The organism is Micromonospora sp. CA-269861 (genome assembly GCF_050948505.1).
Lineage (GTDB): Bacteria > Actinomycetota > Actinomycetes > Mycobacteriales > Micromonosporaceae > Micromonospora.
In genome coordinates, this window is record NZ_CP192014.1 from 4,469,489 (window position 1) to 4,495,341 (window position 25,853).

Consider the following 25,853-nt stretch of genomic DNA (forward strand, 5'->3'; position numbering starts at 1 on the left):
CGGACGGCGCGCATCAGGCGGGGTGAGCGTGAGCGAGACGCGCGTACACGATGACGTTGTCGCGGTAGTGCTGCGTGCTGTCATCGAACTCCCCGCCGCAGGTGATCAGGCGCAGCGCGGCGTGGTCGGTCGACCCGTAGACCTCGTCGGTGGGGAAGCGGTCCTTCGGATACTGCTCGACCTTGGTGACGGTGAACATCGCGGTGCTGCCGTCCTGCCGGTCGACCGTGATCGCGGCCCCGACCTTCACAGTAGCGAGGTCGAAGAACGTTCCCCGGTGGCCCTTCCAGTTGACGTGGCCGGCCAGCACGGCCGGGCCGAGAGCGCCGGGCGTCGGCGCCCTGGTGAACCAGCCGACCTCGGTGGCGCTGTCCGGCACCTGCATCGCCCCGTCCGGCTGCAGGCCCAGAGCGACGGTCGCCGCGGCGGCCTTCAGCGACGGGATCGACACCCGCGTCGGCGGTGAGCCGGCCATCAGCGGCCCCGAGGTCAACTCGCCCGGCCTGGTCGCCGGGGCAGGCGACGCGTTCGCGGCTGGTGCCGCAGCGGAGGCGTCGGGTCGGGGTGGGTCCCCGCCGCGACCGAGGACCGCGAGACCTGTCGTCACGGCCGCCGTCACGGCGAGGACGCCGGCCACCGCCAGGAGCGCGTGGCGCCCTCGACGGTGGCCGGCCGGCACAGGTACGTCGCCGTTGTCCATCGACTGGTCCGGCTCAGCGCTCGCCGGCGAGCCGGCGGCGCGCCACGACCGCACCGGCGGCGCCGAGCAGCGCGAGGCCACCGACGGACCACATCACCATCGGTGATCCACCGGAGGTGCTGCCGTCGCCGGTGGCGACACCCCCAGCGGGTACGGAGCCAGCAGCCGCGCCACTGACCATGCCGCACGTCGCGGGGTCGGTCGCCTCGGCGGGAATGCCGTTGACGCCGATCGACTTGGCGAACGTCGACTCCCCCAGCGCCTCCATGTCGTACTTGCCGTTCTTGTTGGCGTCGATGCCGTGCTGCACGAGGTGCAGGTCCTTCAGGTGCTCGATGGTGCCCTTGGGCAGCTCCGCGGCGGGGATGGTGCGCTCGTAGCTGAGGTTGCCCTTGGCGTCGGCCTTCGGCATCCGGTCCACCGCCAGGCCGCTGGCCTTGGTCGTATCACCGGTGGTGGTCAGCGAGATGAAGATGTCGCCGTACATCTTGAGGCCCTCTTCGGTGCTGACGTAGCCGTTGCCGTTCGCGTCGGCGGACTTGTCCGGGCAGTGGAAGTCCATACCGTTGGCCGCGCCGTGCACGTGCTGGGCGTGCGGCGAGTTCGGTGTCATCCCCTTCGACCGGATCATCACCTTCAGGTCACCGCCGCTGGTCGCGGTCAACGTCGCGGTCCCGGTGGCGCCGGTCTCGTTGAGATCCTGCAACTGGACCTGCACGCTCTCGTCGGCGTGCGCGACGCCCGGGAACGCGAGGATCAGCGCGGCCGCAGGTACGGCAAGCAGGGCTCGGGACAATCTCACAACAGGTCTCCGTCTCCGCCGGGGTACGGCGTTGATGCTCAGGTGCTGTCGTGAGGGATTCGTCGCCTCTCGCCCGCCGGACTGGTCCCGGAGACGGATTCTTTTGCGGCCCGGGCGAGCCACTCAGCGGTCACGTCATGCGCCGGCGTCAAGTGCGTCCCGTCTCGCCAGTTCTCGGCGCGAGGAGATGGCGAGCTTGCGGAAGATCTTGCGGAGGTGATAGTCCACCGTGCTCGGGCTGATGAAGAGCTGTGCCGCCACCTCGCGGTTGGACGCGCCGTTCGAGACCCGGCGCGCGATGTCCCGCTCCTGGCTGGTCAGGCAGCCGCACTGGGTGAGGTGGTTGGTCGTGTCGTGGTGGGCCAGCCTGTTGCGTAGTTCGCGGCGGGATCCGACGCCCAGTCGGTGGAACACCCCGCGTAGGTGATGTTTGACGGTATGGGTGCTGATGACCAGGTGTGTCGCGACCTCGACGTTGGTGGAGCCCGCCGCCACCAGCAGGGCGATCTGTTCCTGTCGTGGGGTCAGTACCGCACGGGGAAGGAGTCGGGCGGGCTCGGCTACGGCGCAGCGCATGGTGCTCCTCGGGCGAGGGTTCGGGGTCTCGACGACCATCCGATCGCGCCGCGGTGCACGACGAGTGCATCCTGAGTGCTCGCGCCCTAGTCGCTCACGACGCGCCCCTCATCAAGCTCAGCCGGGCCCGGACGTACGCGACCATGGTCCGGTATGCCTCGGCCTCCTCGATGCCGGAGAACTCGATGAGCTCCCGGAAGCCGTTGTCGGCGATCAGGTTCTCGAACTGCTGGCTTCCCCGTTCCGCGCGCACCAGGTCGCCCAGATCGAATGCGGCCCGCGCGAGGATCGCGGCGACGGCGCACCGGGGACCATTCGACTCACAGACGCCTTCGGCCAACCCCCACTCCGACACCTTCACCGCTCGTTCGAGCCGGCCGAGTTTCCAGGAGGACTCCGCGATGAGCTGCGCGTAGTAGATCTTCAGGTGATCGAGGTGCTCCGCCACCGCGATGGCCAGCCCCTCGTCCGCGACCCGTGTGCCGGCCCCGAACCGATCGGAGCCCAGGAGCGCTCTCGTGAGTGTCAGCAGCGAGACGGCGAGCAGTTCCTGGCGCCCCGTCTGCCGGGCAAGACCCACCGAGCGTTCACCGTGCTCGTTGGCGGCGTCGTGGTCGCCGCGCGACAACGACAGTACGGCGAGGTTTCGCAGGACCTCGGCCTGTCCGGCGAGTTCTCCGGCGCCTTCGAAGATGGACAGGGCTCGACGGAGATAGTCGTCGGCCTGTGGCAGCGGGGCGAAGACCTCGCCCACGGTGCGGAGAAGTTCGGCTTCCATCAGCGGCTCGCCGAACACGCCGGCCATATCGAGGATCGCGAGTACGGTAGGTATCCGGCTCGCGGGCATGGAGTTGCTGCCCGGAGCTGAGGCGGCGAGGACCATGGCCGCGGCGTCGTGCCCCAGGCCGTGTGCGAGGGCCAGATCGATCGTCCCCCACAGCACTGCCCGTTCCCGCGCGTACCAGGCGGCGGCCTGCGGCACGCTGTCGAACGACTCAGGCGTCACATCCGACGGCGGTTCGCTGACGGTGCCGACTGGCTGCCGGTGGTGCCTCGCGTACGCGGCGCGGGCCGAGTGCAGGTAGTGCATGACGAGACGCCGCTCGTACTCCGGTCGTTCCTGATCCTCGTCAAGGAGCTCGCCCGCGTAGGCCCGCAACAGGTCGTGCAGCACGTACCGCCCGAACTGCGACTCGTCGAGCAGATTCGCGGTCACCAGTTCCATGAGCAGTTCGCGCGCCTGGGCGCGACTGACCCCGGCGACACTGGCCACCGACTCCAGCGAGATCCCCGGACCCGGGTGGACGGCGAGGGCACGAAACACCTGAGCCGTTGACGGATCGAGGGCACGGTACGACCACGAGAACACCGACCGGACATCGTCGGACGAGTCCGCGCTGGACAACGCGTCGAGTCTGGCGGACGGCGCCGAGACGTCGCTGAGGACCGCGCTCAACGGCAGGGCCGGATTGAGGGCCACCCGGGCCGCGACGATCGCCAGTGCGAGCGGCAGCCCGGCGCAGAGCGCGATGACCTTGTCCAACGCGGCCGGGTTCGTGGTGGCGCGACGGACGCCGAGGCGGTTGATCAGAAGCTGTCGGGACTCGGCCGCGGTCAGCCGATCGACCTGCAGGTAACGCGCGCCTTCCCGGGTGACCAGGCTCGTCATCCGGTTGCGGCTCGTCACGATGACCAGACAGCCCCGGGAGGCTGGCAGCAGCGGGCGGACCTGATCGGAGTCGCGCGCGTTGTCCAGGAGAATCAGGAGGCGACGACCGAAAATGCGACTGCGGTATCGAGCCGCCTGCGCGTCGACGTCCTCCTGCGGTGACGAGACCGCCGGCTCGCCCAGGGACGCGAGCAACGTGGCGAGCGCCTCCTCCGATGACATGACGCGTCCGTCCGGATCGAGACCCCTCAGGTTCAGGAACAACTGGCCGTCGGGAAACTCGCTGGCGATCTGGTGGGCCCAGTGCACGGCGAGCGCGGTCTTGCCGATGCCACCCATGCCGCCGAGCACGGTGATCACGATGGTCGCGTCGCTGAATGCGTCAGACAGTTGGTCGTCGAGCACGGCGGCCACGTCGTTTCGGCGGACGAAGCCCGCGACCTGCGGCGGCAGCTGCGCGGGCCGGGGAACATCAGGCGGGTGCAGTTCCTCCTGCAGGGTCCAGCCGCTGGCGAGCAGTTCCCGATACGCCTCCCGCAGCTCCTGACCCGGGTCCACCCCCAGGTCCTCGGCGAGATGTTGACGGGTCCGCTCGAAGACCCGCACCCCTTCCGCCCGGTGGCCGGTGGCCACGTAGGCGCGCATCAGGCACGCCTGGAGCGCCTCGTCCAACGGCGCTGCGGCAGCAACGCTCAGCAGTGGAGTCAACGCGGCGCCGGCCATGCCGTGGGCGATCGCTGCCTCGCTGGCTCCGAGCGCCACCGCGACGCGCTCCCGTTCGATGGCGACGAACTCCGGCGAACTCAACGCGCTGGCTGGCAGGTCCGTGAACGCGGGGCTGCGGCCGAGTTCCAGAGCGGTCAGGTACTCCCGTACGCCGGCCACGACGTCCCCGCCGGCGAGCGCCGCACGGGCCCGCCGAACCAACTCGCGATACATGGCCAGATCGGATGCCTCGGTCGCGAGGAGCAGCCGGTAGCCCGTACCGGCCGGTAGGAGGTATCGGCCGGTTTCGCGGACGTCCAGGTCCGGTTCGAGAATCCGCCGGAGGTTCCCGACGTGCCGGTGGATCTGGTTGGCGGCGCTGGCCGGGGGTTGTTCGTCCCACAGGCTGTCGATGATGTTCTCAAGGCTGACCGCGTCACCACCGGCGGCGAGGAGCTTGGCCAGGATGATCCGCTGGCGAACCGGGCCAAGATCGACATCCGAGCCGTCCCGCCGGCAGCCGAGACCGCCGAAGACCTTGAACTCGCAGCGGGACTGCGGCGCGTCCGGAGGCCTGCGGTCGGGCGTCGTCACGATTGACATCCTAGAGATGGAAGGGCAGCGGCTTCGCTTTTCGGCCCAGCCTGGGGCCTGCCCCGACTCCCCCGCATCGCCCACTTCTCGTTGTCCGTGGAGTCCGTCGACACACACGGGACTACGTGATTCGGGTGATTCGCGAAACGCGCTATATCCATACCTTTGGCAAGGTTCCCAGCGCGGACCGCAAGCCCAAGGAGTGCGCATGCCCCGTGTCACCGTTGGCTCAGAGGGAGCCAGCTCGATCGAGATCTATTACGAGGATCACGGCACCGGTACGCCAGTGGTGCTCAGTCACGGTTACCCGCTGAGCGGGCAGGCATGGGAGAAGCAGGTCTCCGCACTGCTCGCCGCCGGCTACCGGGTCATCACGTATGACCGGCGGGGTTGGGGCAATTCCAGCCAGCCCGCCGGTGGATACGACTACGACACGTTCGCCAGCGATGTGAACGTGCTGCTCACGGAACTGGACGTACGCGACGCCATCCTCGTGGGCCACTCGATGGGAACCGGCGACGTCGCCCGGTACCTGGGTGTTTACGGCACCGAGCGGGTAGCCAAGGCCGTACTGATGTCGCCGATCCCGCCGTTCCTTCTGCGTACGGACGACAATCCCGAAGGCGCGCCGCAGTCGTTGTTCGACGGGTTCATCCAGGCCGCCCAGGCGGACCGGCCCGCGTGGCTCAAGCAGTTCCTGCAGAACTTCTACAACCTCGACGTCTACGGCGGCTCGCTGGTCAGCGACGAGGCATTCCAGGCCAGCCTCGACGTGGCTGTGGCCGGATCTCCCGTCGCGGCGGTGGCCTGTATCCCGACCTGGCTCACCGATTTCCGGGACGACCTGTCCAAGATTGACGTGCCGGTACTCGTGATCCATGGCGACCAGGACCGGGTCCTCCCCATCGGGGTGACCGGCCAGCGGGTCTCCACCTTCGTCGGGGATTCGCGGTTGCTCGTCATCGAGGGCGGGCCGCACGCCATCGCCTGGACCCACAGCGATCAGGTCAACGCCGCCCTGCTCGACTTCTTGCAGCAGTGAAAGGAAACACAGTGAAATTGTCCTTCCGGCGGCGCCTCATCTCCGTAGGCGTGGCCATCGGCGCCCTCACCCTGGTCGGTGCCGGTATCGGCACCGCGCAGGCCTCGACGAGTAACGCCCTGCACTCGCGCCCCGCCTCGGTCAAACCGACGGTCGTGCTCGTGCACGGTGCGTGGGCGGACGGGTCGAGCTGGGACAAGGTGACGGCCAAGCTCCAGCACGACGGCTACCGGGTGGTCACGCCGCCGAACCTGCTGTCGGGCGTGGCGACGGACGCGGCGAATCTCCGTGCGTACCTGGACACCATCAGCGGACCGATCGTCCTCGTCGGGCACTCCTACGGCGGCATGGTCATCACGAACGCCGCTCTGGGCGACAAGCAGGTCAAGGCCCTGGTGTACGTCGACGCGTACATCCCGGACCAGCACGACACCGTGTACTCGCTGACCTCGGCCCTGCCGGGCTCGGTCTTCGCGGCCGAGGCGTCCACCGTCTTCGACCAGGTCGCGATCCCCGGCGCCGACGAGGGAGTCGCCAACCTCTACGTCAAGCCGTCGATCTTCGGCAAGGCGTTCGCCGACAAGAGCATCTCCGCCAAGGACGTGGCCGTGCTCGCCGCCCGTCAGCGTCCACTGGCGTCGAACGCCCTCTTCGAGGAGGCCGGCGAGCCGGCCTGGCGCACCATCCCCTCGTGGTCGGTGATCGGCAAGCAGGACGCCGTCATCCCCGTCGCGCAGCAGGTCGCCATGTCCAAGAGGGCCCAGGCACACACCACCGAGATCAACGCTCCCCACCTGTCGATGGTCACCGACTCGGGCGCGGTCACCAACCAGATCGAGGCTGCCGCCAAGGCAACCAGCTGACACCACGGCCGGCCGTGGCATCGTGCACCGCGATGCCACGGCCGGCCTTTCGCAAGCCCGCTTCTGTACGCGGAGAGGGCGCCCATCTCGCCCCCCGCGCAAGGAGGTCCCAGGTGATTATCGAGAATCGACTCGCCGAACTCGGACTGTCGCTTCCGGCCCCGATGACACTGCCGGCAGGTGTCGAACTTCCCTTCCCGTGGGTGCGTGTCCACGGAGACCGTGCATTCGTTTCCGGGCACGGTCCGCTCGAGAGCGACGGCAGTCTGGCTCGGCCGTTGGGCCGGGTCGGTGCCGAAGTGACCGAGGAGGAAGCGTACGCGGCGGCGGCCAAGACAGCATTGGCTGTGGTGTCCTCGCTGAAAGCCGCCTTGGGTGATCTTGATCAGGTGGTGGCCTGGACACGGGTGTTCGGCATGGTCGCCACCGCGCCCGGCTTCAACCGGACGCCTGCGGTGATCAATGGATTCTCCGACATCATTCTGCGTCTGTGGGGCGACGAAGCAGGTCGGCACGCACGTTCAGCGGTTGGCCAGGCAGCCCTACCGTTCGACGTGCCGGTCGAGGTCGAGGCGGAGGTCATCATCCGTCCTGGCAGCGCGACGGCTTGACCAGCCGCGAGGCGAGGTGAGCGAGTACGGCGCGTCAACCGGTTCTCCGGTACCCCGGTCAGCGTGGCCGTGTGGACCTGTTCGGCCCACACGGCCACGTTTGCCGCTGATGTCACAAACTCTGTCAGGCGGTCGTCCGGGCCGCCTCGAGGATGACCTCGGTGACCTCACCGGGGTGCGAGATCAGGCCCAGGTGACCGGCGTCGATCCGGGTGATGTCGGCCCCCGCCCGCTTCATCATCTCCTCCTGACGGGCCGGCGGGATGACCCGGTCCTCGGTGCCGATCACCGCCCACGCGGGGATCGTCTTCCACGCCGGCTCGGTGGCCGGCACCGCCAGGGCGTTCGTGGCCAGGGCGGTCTGGGTCACGGCGAGCACCTCCGCCTGCCGCCGAGGCAGACCGTTGGCGAAGCCGGGGATGAACACCTTCGGCAGGACGTACGCGTCGACCGCACCTTCCGGGGCGCCAGGGAACGGCACGAGCTTGAAGACGCTCGTGGGGTCGGTCAAGGCCGGCTCGAGCACCGAGCCGGAGCCGGCGGTGAGCTCTTCGACGGTCTCCCCCTTGTCCGGGGCGAAGGCGTCGACGAACACGAGTGCCTTGACGTTGCTGTTACCGGTCGCGGCGTCGCTTGCCACAAAACCGCCGTACGAGTGGGCCGCGAGCACGATGGGACCCTCGATGGTGGACAGGAAGTCCTTGAGGTAGCCGCTGTCGATCGTCGGCCCCCGGCTGGGTTGCGGCGCGACCTGCACCTCGAATCCGCGTGCCTGGAGTCGGCGGACCTCCCCATTCCAGCTCGAGCCGTCAGCCCAGGCCCCGTGCACGAGGACGATTGTCGGTCTGCCGTCATGCCCCCGATCGGGGGTTGGTTGCACACCGCCGTCCGCGAACACGTGTGGGGCGGATGAGCCGAGCACCGTCACCAGTGTTGCGGCGACGAGCGTCGCGGCGATGGTCTTCGGCCGACGTAGCGAGATTCCGAGCATGTCTCTTCCCCCTCGTTGGTCAGTGGTTTCCGAACGCGGGCAGATGCGCATGGCGCCGACGCGACCCCGCCGAGGCCGCCGAAGCCGCAACCGGTCGGAAGCACCGCCGCGCGGCGTGTGCACCGATAGCGGCCGGGGCTTCGGTGCCGCGCTGACGTGCCTGATCGCCCAAACCTCACCGTACTGGCACTCAGCGGAAATCTCGGACAGAAGAGGAAAATCACTCAAGTTTCACCTTGCCGGAGGACACACCACCAAACAGGCTCGCCTCACCCGATCGGTACGCACCACGTTCGGGCGGTCTACCGGGAGGACGGCCACGTACCTAACCGGCGGCGGCCTCACGCTGGATCTGCTCGAACTGAGCGGCCATCGCGGCGGCCAGGGCCTGCGCGGCGGACAGCGGACGGACCATGACCGTGAACTCGTCGATCAGGCCGCTCTCGTCCAGGTGCAGGAAGTCGCAGCCCTCGACGGCGACGTCGCCCATCCGCGCCTCGAACACCAGCGCGTGATCGCGACCGTTGTCGCCGCTCAGCTCACGGACGTACCGGAAGTCCTCGAACACCCGCAGCACGCCGCGCAGGATCGCCGCGGTGACCGCCTTGCCGGGATAGGGCTTGAACGCCACCGGGCTGCGAAACACCACGTTGTCGGCCAGGGCCGCCGCGACGGCATCGGGATCGCGTGCCTCAACCGCCGCGCGAAAGTCGATCACCACACCAGCCTACGGGGTCCTTCCCGCCGCCGGAGGCGTCCACTGCTGGTTCAGCGAGCCCGACGGCTCGTGCCCAGGCTCTGCGAGGACCGGAAAGTCGCCCGGCCCGCCGGGGCGTTCAAGCGCTATTTTCTTAGCGTGGGAACAGCGCAGTCGACGCAGGGGCTTCCGGCCGACTCTCTCGAAGGAGAGCCGGCCGAAGGTGGAGGTGGCGTTCGGGTTGGTACTCCGCCACCTCCGCCATCGATTCCACTGTGGTGCGTCCGACCGCTCGGGCTGGCTTTTTCATCCCGATGAACGTGCCGGCCCCCGTTGGCACGCAGTCTTTCAACAGCATGTTGGCTCGATGTTGGCCGACGGTCGGAGCCAGTCGTGTCCCGGATCTCCTGGCCTCGGGACGCCTGACTCGCTGAGCCAGGGCCGTCGTGCCACGACCGGAATCCCTGCGCAGTACGTCCGAGGAAGGAATCATGCGGTTCGAAGTCCTGGGGCCTCTGCGAGCCGTCGACGCAACTGGATCGGGGGTGCCGGCCGGCGGGCGTCAACATCAGGTCGTGCTGGCGTGCCTTCTCGCCGCCGACGGTCGCACCGTCACCGACGGCACGTTGATGGAGACCCTGTGGGGTCACGGCCCGAACGACAGTAAGCGGGTGGCGCTACGGGTACTCGTCCATCACCTGCGTCGCAACCTGGGCACCGAGTCGATCGTTCGTGCGACCGGTGGCTACCGGATGGTGTTGGACGGCCACCAGCTTGACGCGAGCGAGTTCGTGGCGCTCGTCGACAGCGCCGCAGATGACGAGGCGCGGGGACGGCTCGCCGAGGCACGTGGGAGCTACCGGAAGGCGCTGCGGCTGTGGCGCGCGCCGGAGGCGTACCAGGGCACTGCCGACACCGAGCTTGTCCGGGGGGCCGCGGCCCACCTGGGCGAGCAGCGCATGACCGCCTATGAGAGCTGCGTGGACATCGAACTCAGCTTGGGACTGCACCGCGAGCTGTGCGCCGAGCTGTCGGCTCTGGCAACGGAGAACCTGCTGCGCGAGCGTCTTCAGGCACAGCTGATGCTCGCGCTTGTTCGCAGTGACCGCCGGGCGGAGGCACTGACCACCTACGAGCGGATCAGGCGCCTGCTCGCCGACGAGCTTGGCGCGGACCCGGGCGCGCGCCTGCAACAGCTGCACACCGCGATCCTGCGCGGTCCTGCGCCAGTAGGTACACCGTCCGCCGTCTCCGATGCCGTTCGGCCGATGCAGCTACCCGCCCCACCCAGCAACTTCGTCGCCCGCGACGATGAGCTTTCGGTCCTCGACAGCGTGCGCACGAAGGCCGGTCCCGGCCAACGGCTGCTTGGCTCGATGGTCGTCACAGGTGCCGGCGGTATGGGCAAGACAGCGCTGGTCACCCACTGGGCCCATCAACACCAGCAGGGCTTTCCCGGCGGGCAGCTCTACCTCGACCTCGACGACGACGCTCCGACGGCCGCGGCACTGGCCAGGACACTCATCGATCTCGGTATCGCCCCGGACGATGTGCCACAGCAGGCGGAGGCGCGGGCGGCGAAGCTGCGCTCACTGCTGTCCAGCCGAACGGTCCTGATGGTCCTGGACAACGTGAGCACCGCGGAGCAGGCCCGGCCGTTCCTGCCCGGTAGCGGTGACAGCCTTTTGGTGATCATCAGTCGAAATCGGCTGGACGGGCTCGTCGCCCGCGAAGGCCTTCACCTGCTGGTACTCACTCCACTACCCGTCGAGCCGGCTACCCGCCTGCTTCAGGAGACCGCCGGAATGTCCGGCTCCGCGAGTGACGACGTCCGTACGTTGGTGGAGTTGTGCCATGGGATGCCGCTGGCCCTCCGAATCGTGGGAGCTCACCTGCGGCTGGGAGCCCGGCCCGACGTCCTCGTGACGGCCCTCAAGGATGAGCGGACACGCATCGCCCGACTCGCCACCACCGACGGCGACGTCAGTGTGCACGCCGTCATCGCGGTGTCGTACCGGCGGCTGGCCATCCCGGACCGTCGGCTGTTGCGCAGCCTCGGACTCTCCGGCGCCGGCGCGATCCCGCTGGGTGCCGCCGCCGCACTGGCCGGTGTCACGTCCGGCACCGTGCTGACCGAACTGATCGGCAGGCTCACCGAGGTCAACCTGGTCGCCCGCGACGCGGGTCGAGTCAGCCTTCACCAGCTGACTCGGATCTTCGCCCGCGAGCAGGGCCGACGTGAGGACACACCGGCCGATCGTGCCATCGCGGAACGGCGACTGCTGTCCTGGTACGGGCAGGCAACCGGCGACGCGCAGCAACGCATCCGGCCGACCGCAGGCGGACCTCACGGTAAGGGCACCCCTGACCCGCTTCATCTGTTCCTCCCTGACCTGCCCGATACGGCCGCGGCCGTCCGCTGGGTCGACACCGAGTCGGACACGATCATCAAGATGATCACCGAGCACGCTCAGCGGCACCCCGATCTCATCTGGCCCCTCGCCGCCAACATTCGCGGCTGGTTACAACGCCGCGCCAACCGAGACACCTGGATCGCCCTCACCGAGCAGGGAATCCAGGCCGCGGCCCTGGCTGGCAGCAGCACCGGCGAGGCCACGCTGCAAGGGAGCCTGGGCGTGGCACACAGCCTCCTGCTGCACCGCATGGAGGCCCGCGCCGCCTACCAGCGCGCCAGCGCCCTGTGCCAACAGAACGGGGACCACGCCGGCGCGGCCGACGTCGATGCGAGCCTCGGCGGGATGCTTGTCGAAAGCGGGGAGCTTGCCGAAGCGCTCCCACCACTGCTGCGGGCCCGACACTCGGCGAACCTGCTGAACGACCCCGATCTCATCTTCAAGGTGGAACACAACCTCGGTCTCCTGTATCGCCGGGCTGGCCGCCAGCAGGAGGCACTGGACTCCTACACCTCGGCGCTGGCCGCAGCCAACCGATCCAGCAACCGGGACTGGTTGTCCGCGAGCGTCCACACCAATCTCGGCCGACTGCACTTCCTACGCGACGACATCGACCTGGCCGGAAACCATTACGACACCGCCGTCCGACTCGCCAGGAGCACCGGCGACCGGATGCGCGAAGCCTGGGCCCTGCACGGCTGCTCCGATGTCGCCGCAGCGCGACGGGACGTTTCCGCCGCCGTCGCAGCCATGCAGGAAGCCGTCACCATCCTCGAGCCGATTGGCGATCGTCGCCTCGACGAGATGCGTGCCCGGCTGGCCGAGCTGCTCTCGGACGGCACCGTGCACCAGACAGCGCCTGGTCAGTAGACCCAACCATAATCCAACGTCGATCCCGCACGATCGTCCCCAACAGATGCCGCCCGCCCCGGGCTGGCACCGAGTCGTCGGCGTCGAGACGGCGCCGCGAAGAGGGAGGACCGAGCCTTGTCCCTGCCGAAGAAGGCCGTCGCTGTGGGCGCCGTTCTGGGCATGACCGCAGCCACACTCACCGTGGCTTCCCCGGCCAGCGCGGCGTCCAATTACATCTACAACTCCAGCAACCTGGGCCTGGGGGTCATCCACAACCGGGACGGCAAGTACACGCTCGGAAACTACGACACGGTCCTCGCCGCAGGCCGACGTACCACCGATTTCTGGGCGAACGCCGCCGGGTACTACATCGGCCCCGGCTACTGCGGTTTTGAATGGACCCTCACCGGCGGCAGTTGGCTCCTGACCGACGACAGCCTTGACCCTGGCCAGCACTACATCCCCACCACGGTAACCGTCCAGGTGTCCCCGGTGCGTTGCTGACGGCCGACGGCCACGGCGCGCGATCAAGCAGGGACCGCGGTGGGGCGCGCTCGGCGTGCCCCACCGCGGTGGGCGGCCAACCGACCGCCCGCGCGGTCCGGTCATGTGCCGGCCAGTGACTCATCCCGATCGGGTCCAAGCATGCGACGGTGCAGGCGCGCGGCCTCCTCCCTGCCGGTGATCTGACGTAGAGCGAGCCAGGCGGCCCCGATTGCCGGGTCCTGGCCGGTCCCGGCCGGGCCGGCAAGAGTGGCCAAAACTGCCGTACGCACGGGCGTGGCGTTGGTCAGGAGGCTGCCGGCGAGCACGACAGGGCCGTCCGGTGGGCCCAACTCGCCGAGCGTGGCGACCAGTCGGGTGGCGGCCTCGACGGTCAGCCGCTCGGCGAGGGCATCGCCGGCCGTGGCGTACGCGCACACCAGGGGTGCCAGCGCCGCGAATGCCGCCGGCTGCTGGCGGCCGGCCCAGTGCACGAGTTCGTCGCAGCTGATCACGCCGGCCCGTGCCGCGATCGCGGCTGCCAGCCCGGCGTCCATGGTGGGACCCGACCAGGCCCGGGCGATGGAACGAACCGCCTGCAGGCCCAGCCACATGCCCGAGCCTTCATCGCCCAGCAGCCAACCGAGGCCGTCGACGGTGCGGCTGACGCACCAGTCGTCGATCCGGGCGGCGACCGCGCCGGTGCCGGCGATGAGCACCGCTCCCGAGGGTGCGGACGTGCCAGCCGCGAAGGCCGCCACCGCGTCGCCGACCGTAGTGACCGGGCAGGTCAGTCCGCAGCGGGCCCACTCGACGCCGAAGGCCGCACTGATCCCTGGATCCGCCATGATGCCGGCGCCGGCGATGCCTGCGACGCCGCTGCGTACGGATGCCGGGTCGTGCTCACCCAGTGCCTCGCGGACCGCCGCGCCGATCGAGCGCGCAGCCGCCGTCCCCGCAGCCGTCGGGTTGCCCGGACCCGCCGAGCCGCGCCCCACCACGGTGCCGTCCCGGGTCGCCACGACCGCCCGGGACGCCGTGCCTCCGGCGTCAACGCCCAGTACCAGAACCATGCGCAAAATCGAAGCATAGAAATTTTCTATTGACTAGACGTCGGTACGGTCGTAATTTTCATGCTCATAGTCAATCGATGAAAAGGACGATCACTAGTGACGGGTGAGAGTGGCGGGCTGCTGGTGCGCCTCCGCATGGAGGGACCCACCATGCCGGAGGCCCTGGCGAAGATCGCCGAGGCCATCCTCGACGATCCGGAGACGGCGGCGCACGCGAGCATCGTCGACCTGGCCGAACGATCCGGGACCTCCACCGCAACGGTCACCCGCTTCAGCCGGGCACTCGGCTTCAAGGGGTACGCCAACCTGCGCGTGGCCGTCGCGACCGAGACCGGGCGCGCCGAGCAGGCACGCTGGGAGACCGACATCTCCGGGGACATCGCGCCGGAGGACCCGATCGGCAGCGTCCTCGACGTGATCACCGCCGCGGACACCCGGGCCATCCAGGCGACCGCGTCCGGCCTGGACACGGCAGCTGTCGAACGGGTGGCGGCCGCGATCGCCGCCGCCGGTCGGGTGGAGATCTTCGGGCTGGGCAGCAGCGGCACCGCCGGCAGCGAGATGGCGTTCCGACTCGAACGCATCCGCATCCCGGTGCGGTACCGCGCCGACACGCACACCGCCCTCACCAACGCCGCACTGCTCGGGCCGGGCGACGTCGCGATCAGCCTGTCGCACTCGGGTCGGACCCGGGAGGCGATCGAGATGCTGGCCGAGGCCGCCGATCATGGCGCGCTGACCGTGGCGGTCACCTCGTACGCCCGCTCACCGCTGGCCGAGGTCGCCGACGTCGTCTTCACCACCTCGGTGCACGAGACCACGTTCCGGCTCGCAGCCCTCTCCGCGCTGCACTCGCAGCTGCTGATCCTCGACCTCATCTACGTCGCGGTCGCGCAGCGCACCTACGAGCGCACCGCCGAAGCTCTCGAACTCACCGTGCGGGCCGTCGACGCCCACCGGATGCCGGACACCAATGCGAACCGCAAGCGCGTACGGAAGGAAAAGCCGCTGTGACGATCACAAGCGCGGACTATGTCGAGGTCATCACCAAGGCCATCGAACGTGTCGGCACCACGCAGGGCGACCGGGTGGCGCGTGCCGCCGATCTGCTGACCGCGACGCTGCAGGCCGGCGGGGTGATCCAGGCGTTCGGCTGCGGACACTCCGAGGCACTCGCCATGGAGATCGCCGGTCGGGCCGGTGGCCTCGTACCCACCAACAAGATCGCCCTACGCGACATCGTCCTGTACGGCGGCGAGCCGACGAACGTGCTCGGCGACCCGCAACTCGAGCGCACGCCCGACGTCGCCCACCGCCTGTACGCACTCGCCCCGATCAAGCCCGACGACGCGTTCGTCATCGCCTCGAACTCCGGCGTCAACGGCGCGGTCGTGGAGATGGCACATCTGGTGAAACAGCGCGGACACCCGCTGATCGCGATCACCTCGGTCGAGCACTCCGCTCGGGTCGAGTCGCGGCACGACAGCGGGCTCAAGCTCGCCGACCTCGCCGACGTCGTGCTCGACAACGGCGCACCGTACGGCGACGCGTCCCTCGACTACGGCGACGGCGCGGTCGGGGCCGTCTCGTCGATCACCGCAGCACTGCTGGCCCAGCAGATCGTCACCGAGGTGGTGGCACGGCTGTTGGCGCTCAACGTCACCCCGCCGGTCTATCTGTCCGACAACGTGCCGGGCGGGCGGGAGCACAACAAACTCATCGAAGCGCGGTACGCCGGGCGCATCCGGCGTACCGCATAGGGAGAAGGCCCAGCTGATGAACCGTTCATCCCTGTCCGGACCGTACCCCACAAGACGAACCGTGCTGCGCGCGGCGGTGACCGCCGGTGTCACGCTGCCCCTGCTGAGCGCCTGCGTGACCAGTGGCAATCAGGACCAGGACCGAGCCGCCGGAAACACCGGCGCCAAGAGCGCCGACAACCCGTTGGGCGTCAAGGCGGACGCGCCGCTCGAGGTCGTGATCTTCAAGGGCGGGTACGGCGACGAGTACGCCAAGCGCGCGGAGACGCTCTACAGCCAGAAGTACGCGGGCGCGAAGATCGACCATCAGGGCATTCAGAAGATCGGCGAGGCGTTGCAGCCGCGATTCGTCGCGAACACTCCGCCGGACGTCGTGGACAACACCGGTGCCAGCCGCCTCGACATCGCGACGCTGGTCTCCGCCAAGCAGGTCAGTGATCTCAGCGAGCTGCTCGACGCGCCCGCCTTCGACGACCCGGGCAGGACGGTGCGCGACACGTTGCTGCCCGGGGTGATCGACGACGGCACGTTCGACACGGTGCCGCTGACGCTCAACTTCACCTACACCGTCTGGGGTCTCTGGTATTCCAAGCCGCTCTTCGCGGCGAAGGGCTGGACCTTCCCGACGACCTGGGACGACATGCTCACGCTCTGCGCGACCATCAAGGCGGCCGGCATCGCGCCCTGGACGTACCAGGGCAAGTACCCGGAGTACATCAACGACCCGCTGCTCAGCATGGCCGCCAAGACCGGCGGACCGGCGCTGGTCAAGGCCGTCGACAACCTGGAGCCGAACGCGTGGAAGGCGCCGGGACTGCTCGGCGCGGCCGAGGCGTTCGCCGAGCTGGCCGGCAAGGGTTACCTCATGTCCGGCTCCGAGGCGCTGTCGCACACCGAGGCGCAGGCGGCCTGGTCGCAGGGCAAGGCGGCGATCATCCCCTGCGGGTCCTGGCTGGAGAGTGAGCAGAAGGGTGTCACGCCCGCCAACTTCGACATGGTCATGGCCCCGGTCCCGTCACTGACGACGGCGGACGCCCTGAAGCACACGGCGGTGCAGGCGGCGAGCAGCGAATCGTTCCTGGTGCCGGCGAAGGCCAAGAATCCCGCCGGCGGCATGGAATACCTACGGATCCTGTTCTCCAAGCAGTCGGCGAAGGCGTTCGCCGAGACCGCCGGGACCCTGCCCGCCGTGGCCGGGGCCACGGACGGCCTCACGCTGAGCAGCGGCCTCGGCTCGGTGCGCGACGTGGTCCGGGCCGCCGGCGCCGAAACCTTCACCTACCGCTTTCGCACCTGGTACGCCCCGCTGGCCAAGGCCGTCGACGACGCCACCGGCGAGCTGGTGAACAGGCGGATCACCGCCAGGCAGTGGTCGGATCGAATCCAGAACGCTGCCGATGGGCTGGCCAAGGACTCCACTGTGAAGAAGTACACCCGCTGATGAGACACGGTCGGTGGCGGTTTCTGGCCGGCGCGCTGGTGCCCGCGCTGGTGCTGCACGCCGTATTCGTGCTGTCGCCGTACGCGCAGGCCTTCTACCTGTCGCTGACCGACTGGACCGGCGTCGCCGGCGAGGCGCGTTTCGTCGGGGCGGGCAACTATGCCCGCCTCGGCGGCGACTCCCTCTTCCTGCACGCGGTCCGGAACAACGCGGTGATGTTGGTAGTGGTGCCACTGGTGACCATCGGCATCGGGTTGTTCCTGGCGAGCATGATGCACCTCGGTGGCCGGGGTGGACGACGGGGGATCGCGGGCTCCGGCGCGTACCAGATCGTCTATTTCTTTCCGCAGTTGTTGTCCCTGGTGGTCATCGCGGTGCTGTGGGGGTTCGTCTACAACCCCAACAACGGGCTGCTGAACGGGGCGCTGCGGTCGGTCGGCCTGGACGGGTTGACCCGGAGTTGGCTCGCGTCGCCGTCCCTGGCGTTGATCGCGGTGATGGCGGTCCTGGTCTGGTCGTCGGTGGGCTTCTACGTGGTGCTGTTCAGCGCGGCGATCGACAGCATTCCACGGGAACTGTTCGAAGCGGCGTTGCTCGACGGAGCCGGCGGCTGGGCGACCTTCCGCACTGTGACGTTTCCGCTGGTGCGCGAGAGCGTGCACGTCGCGTTCGTGTACCTGGGCATAGCCGCACTCGACGCCTTCGCCGTCGTCCAGGTGATGACCGTCGGGCCCGGCGGACCGGACGGTGCGACCGAGGTGATCGGCCTGTCGCTCTACCGCAACGCCTTCCAGTACGGGAAGTTCGGCTACGCCTCGGCCATGGGTGTCGCCCTGTTCTTCGCCACGCTGACCCTGGCCGTGCTGGCGCTGCGGTCGGGCCGCAGGGAAAGGCTGGAGCTGGCATGACAGTGACACGTGAGCGAGCGGCGGCGGTCGCTGCCCGACCCGCCCCGGTGCGTCGCGGCCGGCGCCCCGGAGCCGCCTTCCCGGTGCACCTCGCCATGCTGGCCTGGGCCGTCGTCACCGCGCTTCCGCTGCTCTGGGCGGTGGCCAGTTCCTTCAAGACCGACGACGAGATCCTCAACGAGCCGTGGTCCCTGCCCGCCGCGCCACAGTTCGACAACTGGTCGCGTGCGTGGACCCAGGCCAGCATCGGTCGCTACTTCCTCAACAGCGTCGTCGTCGTGGGTGGCGCGCTCGTGCTGACCATGCTGTTGGGCTCGCTGGTCGCCTACGCCCTGGCGCGCTACGAGTTCCGCGGCAACCGGTTCATCTACTACACCTTCGTGGCCGCGATGTTCTTCCCGGTGTTCCTGGCGCTGGTGCCACTGTTCTTCGTCGTCCAGCAGTTGGGTCTGCTGGGCACGTACCACGGTCTGATCCTGGTCTACGCGGCGTACGCAGTGCCCTTCACGGTCTTCTTCCTGCACGCGTTCTTCCGCACGCTGCCCGGCGAGGTGGCGGAGGCGGCATTCATCGACGGCTGCTCGCACGGCGGGGTGTTCTTCCGCGTGATGCTGCCGATGGCCCGGCCGGGCCTGGTGGCGGTCGGCATCTTCAACTTCCTCGGGCTCTGGAACCAGTACCTGCTGCCACTGGTTCTCAATCCCGACCCGGACCGGTACGTCCTGGCACAGGGTCTGGCCGCCCTGTCGGTCAGCCAGGGGTATCGCAGCGACTGGAGCGGCCTGTTCGCCGGTTTGACCATCGCCATGCTGCCGGTGCTCGTCGCCTACGTCGCGTTCCAACGGCACATCCGCGCCGGTATGACCGCCGGCGCGGTCAAGTAGGTCCCCTTTCCACCCCCACCCATCGGAGGACCAGACCCATGGCCATCGACAGACGTAGATCGATAGGGTTCGCGGGAGTAGCGGCCCTGCTCGGCACGCTGGCAGTCTTCAGCAGCGCACCGAGCGCCTCCGCCGCCGAGTGCGGCTACCTGTTCGACGACTTCTCCTACACGTCGTCGAGCGACAGCTCCCTGACCGCGCACGGCTGGACCCCGCGCAGCTACTCGGGCGGTCCGGGCGTACCCGGGGCGACCTGGTCGCCCAACAGCATCACCTTCCCCACCGTCAGCGGCCAGAAGGTCATGCAGCTCACCGCCTCGACCGACGGCACCGGCGCCGGCACCAACCAGGCTGAGCTCTACAGCACCCAGAAGCGCTACCTCGAGGGCACGTACGCCAGCCGGGTGCGCTTCACCGACACCCCCACCAGTGGCAACGACGGCGACCACATCAACCAGACGTTCTTCACGATCAGTCCCCTCAACGGCGACCTCGATCCCACCTACAGCGAGCTGGACATCTCCGAGTACCTGCCCAACGGCGGGTGGGGCGAGACCGGTCCGATCAACTACCAGACCACCTGGTACACCTACCGCAACGACCCCTGGTACGCGGACAACGTGCACTCGGAGCAGCGCAGCAGTCTCAACGGCTGGCACGACCTGGTGGCGACGGTCGCGAACGGGCACGTCATCTACTACATCGACGGCGTGCAGGTGGGCGACCACTCGGGCAAGTTCTACCCGCGGCAGACCATGACGATCAACTGGAACCTCTGGTTCATCGACACGGCGGCCCACACCGGTGGGTTGAGCACCTACATCCAGCAGGTCGACTGGGTGTTGTTCGCGAAGAACCAGGTTCTGACCCCGGCGCAGGTGACGTCGAAGACGACGGCGTACCGGTCGGCGGGCAGCGCGTTCGCGGACACGGTGGCCACGACGGGCACCTGCTCGACCCCGACGAACCCGCCGACCACGCCACCGACCACGCCGCCGACGACTCCGCCCACCACTCCGCCGCCGGCCGCCAACTGTTCGACCGCGCCGGAGTGGGCCTTCGGCACGGCCTACACCGGCGGCCAGACCGTGAAGCACGAGAAGAGCAGGTACGGCGACCCGGGCGGTCCGCCGTCCGGCGAGGGCAAGCACCTGTGGCGGGCGCGGCACTGGACACAGGGATCCGAGCCAGGCTGGACCCAGCAGTGGGAGGATCTCGGCCGCTGTTGAGCGGCATCCGACAGCGCATCAGTTGACAGGGTGCCGGCGGCGGGCCGCGAGTCACCGGCCACCTAGGACCTCATCGACGAGCGGCGACACCCGTCCGGTGCTTCATTGACCGGACGGGTGTCGCCTGTTCGCTGCCGTCGGCCAGCCACGCGCGTTCCGCTGGTCGAGGACGATGCGCGTTCAGTGACGGCGACGAGCGGTGACGATCCAGGCTCGCGAGTCGAAGTACACGCCGCCGTCGGTGTGGTGGGCGTCGAGGGTGGCGCGTAGCCGCGCGCGTGCCTGCTCGGCAGCCGCGGCGTCGAGGTTGGCAAGCAGGTCTTTGAATTCCCACAGACGGAAGACAGCGTCGAACGCGCTGGCGCTGTCCGGCCCGTAGTAGACGGGTACGTGCACGTCGGTGAAGCTGACGTCCGCGAAGCCGGCCGCCGTCAGGATGCCTTCCGTCACGCTCTGGTCGGCGAGTGAGAATGGGTTCGGACCGTGGGGCGTAGCTGAGGCGGTGGTGAAGGTCCTGCGGATCGCGGTGGCCCATTCGTTGCGGTCGCGGTCCTGCCAGACCAGCAGCACCAGGCGCGCCGTGGGGCGCAGGGCACGGCCGATATTGGCGAACGCGGCGACCGGGTCGGCGAAGAACATGGTGCCGAACCTGCTGATGCAGAGGTCGAAATGCGTCGGCGGGAAGCGGTGCACCTGGGCATCCGCCTGCTGGTAGGTGATGTTGGGCAAGCCCTGTTCGTCGCTGAGTTGACGGGCCCGTTCGAGCATTGGCGCGGACAGATCCACGCCTGTGGCGCTTCCGTCGACGGCGGCACGGGCAGCGTCGCGTGTGGACTGGCCGGTACCACAGCCGATGTCGAGTACACGGTCGTGAGAGCCGACCCGGGCAGCGGCGCGGAAGAGCTCGTTGTGCAGGCGCAACTCAGCGTCGTAGTCAAACAGGTCGGACATCACCGTCACCGGATCCTCTCGGTACCTATTCTGACCGGGCCGTCGAGCGTACGCCTCGCGCCTGGTTCCGCGAGGCCGATCCCCGCGACCTGGCATCGTCGACGGGCGCCATCAGCGGCAGTTCAGCGCGCGGACCTCGGCGACCGCGTCGGCAAGGGATTCCACTCCGTCGGTGATGGATCGTTCGGTGAGGGTGGCGTAGCCGAAGATCAGCCCGCCGGCTCCGGTGGGGTCCAGTCGGTACCGGGAGACGCCTTGCACGACCAGTCCGCGTCGGGCGGCGGCAGCCACGACCGGCGCCTCGTCGAGGTCGTGCGGGAGCCAGGTGACGACGTGTTGGCCCGCCGCGACGCCGACCGGTTCCAGTTCGGGCAGCCGTGCGCGAAGCGCGGCCAGGAGGGCGTCACGGCGGCGGCGGTAGATCGGGCGCATGCGCCGTAGGTGCCTGTCGAACTCGCCGCGGGTGAGGAAGTCGGCGAAGGTTAGTTGGTCGATGACGGGTGAGCCGCGGTCGGCCCGTACCTTCGCCGCCGTGATGTCGTCGACCAGGTCTGCCGGCGCAAGCAGCCACCCGAGGCGCAGCCCCGGCGCCAGGGTCTTGCTCGCTGTACCGCAGTAGACGACGGTGTCGGGCGCCAGCCCCTGCATGGCCCCGACGGGCGAACGGTCGTAGCGGTACTCCGCGTCGTAGTCGTCCTCGATCACCACGGCGCCGCGACGCTGCGCCCAGCCGATGACCCGGGCCCGCGCGGTGGCCGACAGGACACCGCCGGTGGGCCACTGGTGCGAGGGCGTCAGCACGACGGCGTCGGCGTCGGTCTGTTCGAGCCTCTCGACGAAAATGCCGTCCGGCCCGACCGGGACGCCGATCACGTCCAGACCTACGGTGGCCGCGACGAGACGGGCGTCATCGTCCGCAGATGGGTCCTCGACGGCCAACCGGCGGGCGCCGCGCGCCGCGAGCACCTGGAGTATCAGCGCGACGCCTTGGCCGTAGCCACTGCAGATCACGATGTTCTCCGGGCGGGCCGAGGTGCCACGGACCCGGTCGAGGTAGTCGGTCAGCGCTGCGTGCAGTTCGGGTACGCCGCGCCCGTCGAGGTAGGCGAAGCGTTCGTTCGGCGTGGTGGTGAGGACCGTTCGCACCGAACGCAGCCAGGCGGCCCGGGGAAACGACGACACGTCGGTGCGCCCGTACCCGAAGTCGATTCGGGCCGCCGGCCGATCCCCGCCGTGGCGACCAGTGGGCGTTGGAACCGGCTCGACCGCGACCTGGGTGTAGCCGCCCGCCCGGCTGGTGAGGTAGCCCTCGGCGACGAGTTGCTGGTATGCCTCGACCACGACGCCGCGTGACACTCCCAGGTTGGCCGCGATGGTGCGGGTGGGTGGCAGGGACGTCCCCAGACGCAACCGGCCGGCCCGGATGCTGCCCCGGATCGAGGCTGCGATCTGCCGGTGCAGCGGTTCGGTGGCGGACCTGTCGACATGGATGAGAAGGTCCACCGCAGTGCTCGAATTGGTCCTGATTCGGCCCATAGAATCGGACCTTACCGGGTGTACCGATTTCCGTCAGGCTCAGAACCATGACGACAACGACCAGCCCTCGCTTCGACGGCCGTCTCCTCATCCCGGGTCACCCGGGTTACGACGCGGCCCGCACCGTGTGGAACGCCATGGTTGACCGCCGCCCCCGGATGATCGTGCAGGCCGCGAGCGTCACCGACGTGGTGACCGCGGTGCGCCTGGCCCGCGAACTCGACCTGGAGATCGGGGTGCGCTGCGGCGGGCACAACGTGGCCGGCCTCGCCGTTCCCGCGAATGGCTTGATGATCGATCTGACCCCGTTGAACGGCGTACGGGTCGACCCGATCCGGCGGCGCGCCCGGGTCCAGGGCGGCGCGCTGCTCGGCGCACTCGACCGGGCGTCGCAGCCATTCGGTCTCGCCACGACCGCGGGCAACGTCTCGCACACCGGGGTCGGCGGCCTGACCCTCGGCGGCGGCATGGGCTGGCTCGCCCGCCAACACGGGTTGGCCTGCGACAACGTCGTCTCCTACACGATGGTCACCGCGGACGGGGAGGTGGTGACCGCGAGCCGGACCGAGAACCCCGACCTCTACTGGGGCCTGCGCGGCGGGGGCGGCAACTTCGGCATCGTCACCGACTTCGAGTTCCAACTGCACCACACCGGAACGCAGACCCTGGTCGCCGAGTTCGACTTCCGCGCCGAGGACGCCGTACCAGTACTCGAAGGTTGGCGGGACCTCAACGCCGTCGCGCCGCGGCAGGCGACCTTCACCGCCGATGTCAACAGCACGGCCAGCGGCCCGATCGCCACCGTCGGCTTTGTATGGGTCGGCGACCCGGCGCAGGGTCACGAGTTGCTGCCGGCGATGCGCGCGCTCGGGCGCCCGGGCGCTGAGCGGGTCACCACCCCGTCATACCTGGAATTGCAGCAACGCGACGACACCGTCGGCGGCCACGCCTACCGCCGGTACTCCAGCGCGCACTACCTGCGGCAGTTTCCCACAGCCGCGATCGAGGCCTTCCTGCTGCGCGGCGCGGCGGACCTACACGCCAACGCTTACCTGCCCAGCGTCGGCCTACAGGCACACGGTGGCGCGATCGCCGACGTCGCGGACGCCGACGCCGCGTTCAGCCACCGCGGCACCACGTTCGAGTTCGGTGCCGGCTCCCGCTGGACCGAGCCGTCCGAAGACGACGCCCAGATGGCAGCGGCTCGCAGTGCCGGAGCCGCGCTCGACCCGTACGCCGACGGCGTCTACGTCAACTCGCTCGCCGCCGACGAGGGGCAACGCGGGGTACGCCGCGCCTACCCGGCCGCCAAGCTCGCCAGGCTCACCGCACTCAAGACGATCTCTGACCCGCACAACGTCTTTCACCTCAACCACAACATCCGGCCCCACAGCCGCTAGCGCAATCGGCCGCTCCTGGCCAGCCCGGTCACGGGCTGTTCGCGGCGCAGCGGCTCAGCCCTCGTCGTCCTTCTTCTTGTCGCGGTTCATGGCCAGGTCGAGCGCGAGGACGCTGCCGATGATGAGGAGCGGGTCCACGCCGGCAGTGACCTGCACGGCGTAGGTGTCCCGGATCGTCAGCCACCGCTTGGAGACCACGGCCACCTCGTCGCCGTCGCGCTCGATCACGTACTCGTGGTCGAGCAGGTCACCCTTCATCTCCAGGTCGTCGGGCCCCGGCACGTCGATGGTGAACTTGTCGCGGAACGGCGTGAGCAGATTCTTGCGGACCTCTGCGGCCTTCTCGCCGCCGATCCGGATCTCGTATGTGGGACGCAGCGCCACCAGGTGCCGGTGCAGCGTGGCGACCTCATGGCCGGAGGCGTCCTCGATGACGACCTTGTTGCGAACGCTGAGCACCTTGCCGTCGACGTGGAAGACCTTGGTGCCGTGCTCGTCGAGCACGTCGAAGTCGTCGCCGATCGAGAAGAACCGCTCCCTGATGACAAACATGAATCGATTCTCCCCCAGCGCGCGGGAAAGTGCCGGCCGGCCACGGCCGGCACCAACCGTCGTCCTCATCGGTCGGCGCCAACGGGACTGACATCACGACCACAGGTGTCGAGAGCCCCTGAGCCGCCGGGCTCCCGATCAGCAGCCGAGCCGCTTACTCGACAGGGCGATGTCGTCAATCCAGAGGTCAAACTCACCAGGTGTGGTGCCGCCCTGGTAAAGCTGCCAGCCGACCTTCACCGTGTCGACCGTCGGCAGGACGAAGGGAACGTCGTTGCCACCGTGGTCGTTCGTCGAGGCGGTCAGCTCCGGGTTCGCCACGCCGTCGATCCACACCGCGACGCGGTTGTCCGCCGCGTCGATCTTCCACTCGAAGCACTGCCAGGTGTCCTCAACGACCGGGGCGGACTCCCGCCAGTTGGTCCAGTCGCCGGTCGGGCCGCCGTCGGCGCCAACTCCCCAGAAGGTCCCGGGGACCGTGGGCGCGTACTGGCCACCGACCGGACGAACGACCTCGGCGCTGCCGGTGCCGGTCGCTTCCACAAGCGTGAAGTGCGCCCAGTCCGGGGCTGTCGGGAAGGCATCGACGCGCAGACGCATCCGGCCGTAGAAGCGGTTGCCCGGCGCGGCGAAGTCGTCGACGCGCAGGAAGGCACGTCCGTTGTCCACCGTGTGGATGTGCAGCACCTGGTTGCCACGGCGGGCACGTTCGACAGTGAGCGTCCCGTGGCGGGTGTCGACGCCCCAGTTCAACGTGCTGGGACCCCCGGGAGGCAGTCGCTCGAAGTCCTCACAGAAGAGCAGGCCACGGGGGCACGAGGGCGTGGAGGCCCCTGACGCACCGGCCGGAACGCTGCCGACTGCGGCGCCGAGGATCAGGGCGGCGCTGAACACCGCGAGAAAGCTGCGCATCGTCATCCTCCAAGACGGCTGGTCCCTCACCACAGGGGCCGGGCCAGCAGAAAACCTCCGGCCGTCCGACGCTGAGGTGCTCCCGCTCGCACCGCTGCGGCGCGGTGGTAACCGCGCCGCAGCGATCCGAGCTGTTCCGGCACACACATACCAGCTCCGGCCACATAGACGAGCGTCATTGTATGTGACGACGCTGGCTTCGGTCGGC

The 25,853-nt window shown here is 69.0% G+C and carries 23 protein-coding genes; 12 read left to right on the forward strand and 11 right to left on the reverse strand.

The window, feature by feature from the left end:
- Nucleotides 1–13: 13 nt before the first annotated feature.
- The 4 genes from ACQP0U_RS20460 to ACQP0U_RS20475 all read right to left on the reverse strand — a co-directional run bounded on the left by ACQP0U_RS20460 (nt 14) and on the right by ACQP0U_RS20475 (nt 5,130).
- Nucleotides 14–754 carry a class F sortase gene (locus ACQP0U_RS20460; protein ID WP_433309367.1) on the reverse strand — a complete coding sequence of 247 codons (741 nt, stop codon included), beginning with the start codon at nt 752–754 and terminating at the stop codon, nt 14–16.
- The gene (locus tag ACQP0U_RS20465; RefSeq protein WP_433309369.1) at nt 714–1,502 is read right to left on the reverse strand and encodes a hypothetical protein; all 789 of its coding nucleotides are present in this window, start codon (nt 1,500–1,502) and stop codon (nt 714–716) included. The genes ACQP0U_RS20460 and ACQP0U_RS20465 overlap by 41 nt, the downstream gene beginning before the upstream one ends.
- Before the next feature lie 135 nt (nt 1,503–1,637).
- Nucleotides 1,638–2,078: a response regulator transcription factor gene (locus tag ACQP0U_RS20470; protein WP_433309370.1), complete on the reverse strand. Its 441-nt coding sequence runs from the start codon at nt 2,076–2,078 to the stop codon at nt 1,638–1,640.
- A 94-nt stretch (nt 2,079–2,172) separates the two neighbouring features.
- Entirely contained in the window at nt 2,173–5,130 is a 2,958-nt protein-coding gene (locus ACQP0U_RS20475) for an AfsR/SARP family transcriptional regulator (RefSeq protein WP_433309372.1), read from the reverse strand.
- A 124-nt stretch (nt 5,131–5,254) separates the two neighbouring features.
- Between ACQP0U_RS20475 and ACQP0U_RS20480 the strand changes: the two genes are divergently transcribed.
- The 3 genes from ACQP0U_RS20480 (at nt 5,255) to ACQP0U_RS20490 (ending at nt 7,562) form a co-directional block, all read left to right on the forward strand.
- The gene (locus ACQP0U_RS20480) at nt 5,255–6,088 is read left to right on the forward strand and encodes an alpha/beta fold hydrolase (protein ID WP_433309375.1); all 834 of its coding nucleotides are present in this window, start codon (nt 5,255–5,257) and stop codon (nt 6,086–6,088) included.
- Between the two features lie 11 nt (nt 6,089–6,099).
- Nucleotides 6,100–6,951, forward strand: coding sequence for an alpha/beta fold hydrolase (locus ACQP0U_RS20485; protein WP_433309377.1), 852 nt, complete (start codon nt 6,100–6,102; stop codon nt 6,949–6,951).
- 113 nt (nt 6,952–7,064) lie between these two features.
- A complete protein-coding gene (locus tag ACQP0U_RS20490; RefSeq protein ID WP_433309380.1) occupies nt 7,065–7,562 on the forward strand; it encodes a RidA family protein in 498 nt (165 codons plus the stop codon).
- A 124-nt stretch (nt 7,563–7,686) separates the two neighbouring features.
- Here ACQP0U_RS20490 and ACQP0U_RS20495 read toward each other — a convergent pair whose 3' ends face one another.
- Nucleotides 7,687–8,553: an alpha/beta fold hydrolase gene (locus tag ACQP0U_RS20495; RefSeq protein ID WP_433309383.1), complete on the reverse strand. Its 867-nt coding sequence runs from the start codon at nt 8,551–8,553 to the stop codon at nt 7,687–7,689.
- A 325-nt stretch (nt 8,554–8,878) separates the two neighbouring features.
- Complete coding sequence (locus ACQP0U_RS20500; protein ID WP_433309386.1) at nt 8,879–9,271, reverse strand: nuclear transport factor 2 family protein; 393 nt, start codon at nt 9,269–9,271, stop codon at nt 8,879–8,881.
- 554 nt (nt 9,272–9,825) lie between these two features.
- On the opposite strand from ACQP0U_RS20500, the gene ACQP0U_RS20505 reads away from it, so the two are divergent.
- Entirely contained in the window at nt 9,826–12,534 is a 2,709-nt protein-coding gene (locus tag ACQP0U_RS20505) for a BTAD domain-containing putative transcriptional regulator (protein WP_433309389.1), read from the forward strand.
- Between the two features lie 117 nt (nt 12,535–12,651).
- Nucleotides 12,652–13,020, forward strand: a complete 369-nt coding sequence (locus tag ACQP0U_RS20510; protein ID WP_433309392.1) for a hypothetical protein — start codon at nt 12,652–12,654, stop codon at nt 13,018–13,020.
- A 101-nt stretch (nt 13,021–13,121) separates the two neighbouring features.
- On the opposite strand, the gene ACQP0U_RS20515 is transcribed toward ACQP0U_RS20510, so the two are convergent.
- The gene (locus ACQP0U_RS20515; protein ID WP_433309394.1) at nt 13,122–14,072 is read right to left on the reverse strand and encodes an N-acetylglucosamine kinase; all 951 of its coding nucleotides are present in this window, start codon (nt 14,070–14,072) and stop codon (nt 13,122–13,124) included.
- Between the two features lie 96 nt (nt 14,073–14,168).
- Between ACQP0U_RS20515 and ACQP0U_RS20520 the strand changes: the two genes are divergently transcribed.
- The 6 genes from ACQP0U_RS20520 to ACQP0U_RS20545 are packed head-to-tail and all read left to right on the forward strand — an operon-like array spanning nt 14,169 to nt 20,294.
- Entirely contained in the window at nt 14,169–15,086 is a 918-nt protein-coding gene (locus tag ACQP0U_RS20520; protein ID WP_433309397.1) for a MurR/RpiR family transcriptional regulator, read from the forward strand.
- A complete protein-coding gene (locus ACQP0U_RS20525) occupies nt 15,083–15,832 on the forward strand; it encodes a sugar isomerase domain-containing protein (protein WP_203119494.1) in 750 nt (249 codons plus the stop codon). Before ACQP0U_RS20520 ends, ACQP0U_RS20525 begins: the two co-directional genes overlap by 4 nt.
- Nucleotides 15,833–15,848: 16 nt before the next feature.
- Nucleotides 15,849–17,273 carry an N-acetylglucosamine/diacetylchitobiose ABC transporter substrate-binding protein gene (gene ngcE / locus ACQP0U_RS20530; protein WP_433309400.1) on the forward strand — a complete coding sequence of 475 codons (1,425 nt, stop codon included), beginning with the start codon at nt 15,849–15,851 and terminating at the stop codon, nt 17,271–17,273.
- Nucleotides 17,273–18,181, forward strand: a complete 909-nt coding sequence (locus ACQP0U_RS20535) for a carbohydrate ABC transporter permease (protein ID WP_433309403.1) — start codon at nt 17,273–17,275, stop codon at nt 18,179–18,181. Before ngcE ends, ACQP0U_RS20535 begins: the two co-directional genes overlap by 1 nt.
- Nucleotides 18,178–19,065, forward strand: a complete 888-nt coding sequence (locus tag ACQP0U_RS20540; protein WP_433309405.1) for a carbohydrate ABC transporter permease — start codon at nt 18,178–18,180, stop codon at nt 19,063–19,065. The genes ACQP0U_RS20535 and ACQP0U_RS20540 overlap by 4 nt, the downstream gene beginning before the upstream one ends.
- A gap of 38 nt (nt 19,066–19,103) precedes the next feature.
- Nucleotides 19,104–20,294, forward strand: coding sequence for a glycosyl hydrolase (locus ACQP0U_RS20545; RefSeq protein ID WP_433309408.1), 1,191 nt, complete (start codon nt 19,104–19,106; stop codon nt 20,292–20,294).
- Between the two features lie 180 nt (nt 20,295–20,474).
- On the opposite strand, the gene ACQP0U_RS20550 is transcribed toward ACQP0U_RS20545, so the two are convergent.
- Together ACQP0U_RS20550 and ACQP0U_RS20555 are read right to left on the reverse strand one after the other, a co-directional pair.
- The gene (locus ACQP0U_RS20550) at nt 20,475–21,245 is read right to left on the reverse strand and encodes a class I SAM-dependent methyltransferase (protein ID WP_433320980.1); all 771 of its coding nucleotides are present in this window, start codon (nt 21,243–21,245) and stop codon (nt 20,475–20,477) included.
- A 111-nt stretch (nt 21,246–21,356) separates the two neighbouring features.
- Nucleotides 21,357–22,781 carry a PLP-dependent aminotransferase family protein gene (locus tag ACQP0U_RS20555; protein WP_433309411.1) on the reverse strand — a complete coding sequence of 475 codons (1,425 nt, stop codon included), beginning with the start codon at nt 22,779–22,781 and terminating at the stop codon, nt 21,357–21,359.
- A gap of 47 nt (nt 22,782–22,828) precedes the next feature.
- Here ACQP0U_RS20555 and ACQP0U_RS20560 point away from each other — a divergent pair, with 47 nt between their 5' ends.
- A complete protein-coding gene (locus ACQP0U_RS20560) occupies nt 22,829–24,181 on the forward strand; it encodes an FAD-binding oxidoreductase (protein ID WP_433309414.1) in 1,353 nt (450 codons plus the stop codon).
- A 54-nt stretch (nt 24,182–24,235) separates the two neighbouring features.
- Here the strand turns inward: ACQP0U_RS20560 and ACQP0U_RS20565 are convergent, their stop codons facing one another.
- Both ACQP0U_RS20565 and ACQP0U_RS20570 read right to left on the reverse strand, forming a co-directional pair.
- Complete coding sequence (locus tag ACQP0U_RS20565; RefSeq protein WP_433309417.1) at nt 24,236–24,733, reverse strand: LURP-one-related/scramblase family protein; 498 nt, start codon at nt 24,731–24,733, stop codon at nt 24,236–24,238.
- A 138-nt stretch (nt 24,734–24,871) separates the two neighbouring features.
- Nucleotides 24,872–25,645 (reverse strand): hypothetical protein, encoded by a 774-nt coding sequence (locus ACQP0U_RS20570; RefSeq protein ID WP_433309418.1) that lies wholly within the window; start codon nt 25,643–25,645, stop codon nt 24,872–24,874.
- Nucleotides 25,646–25,853 lie beyond the last annotated feature (208 nt).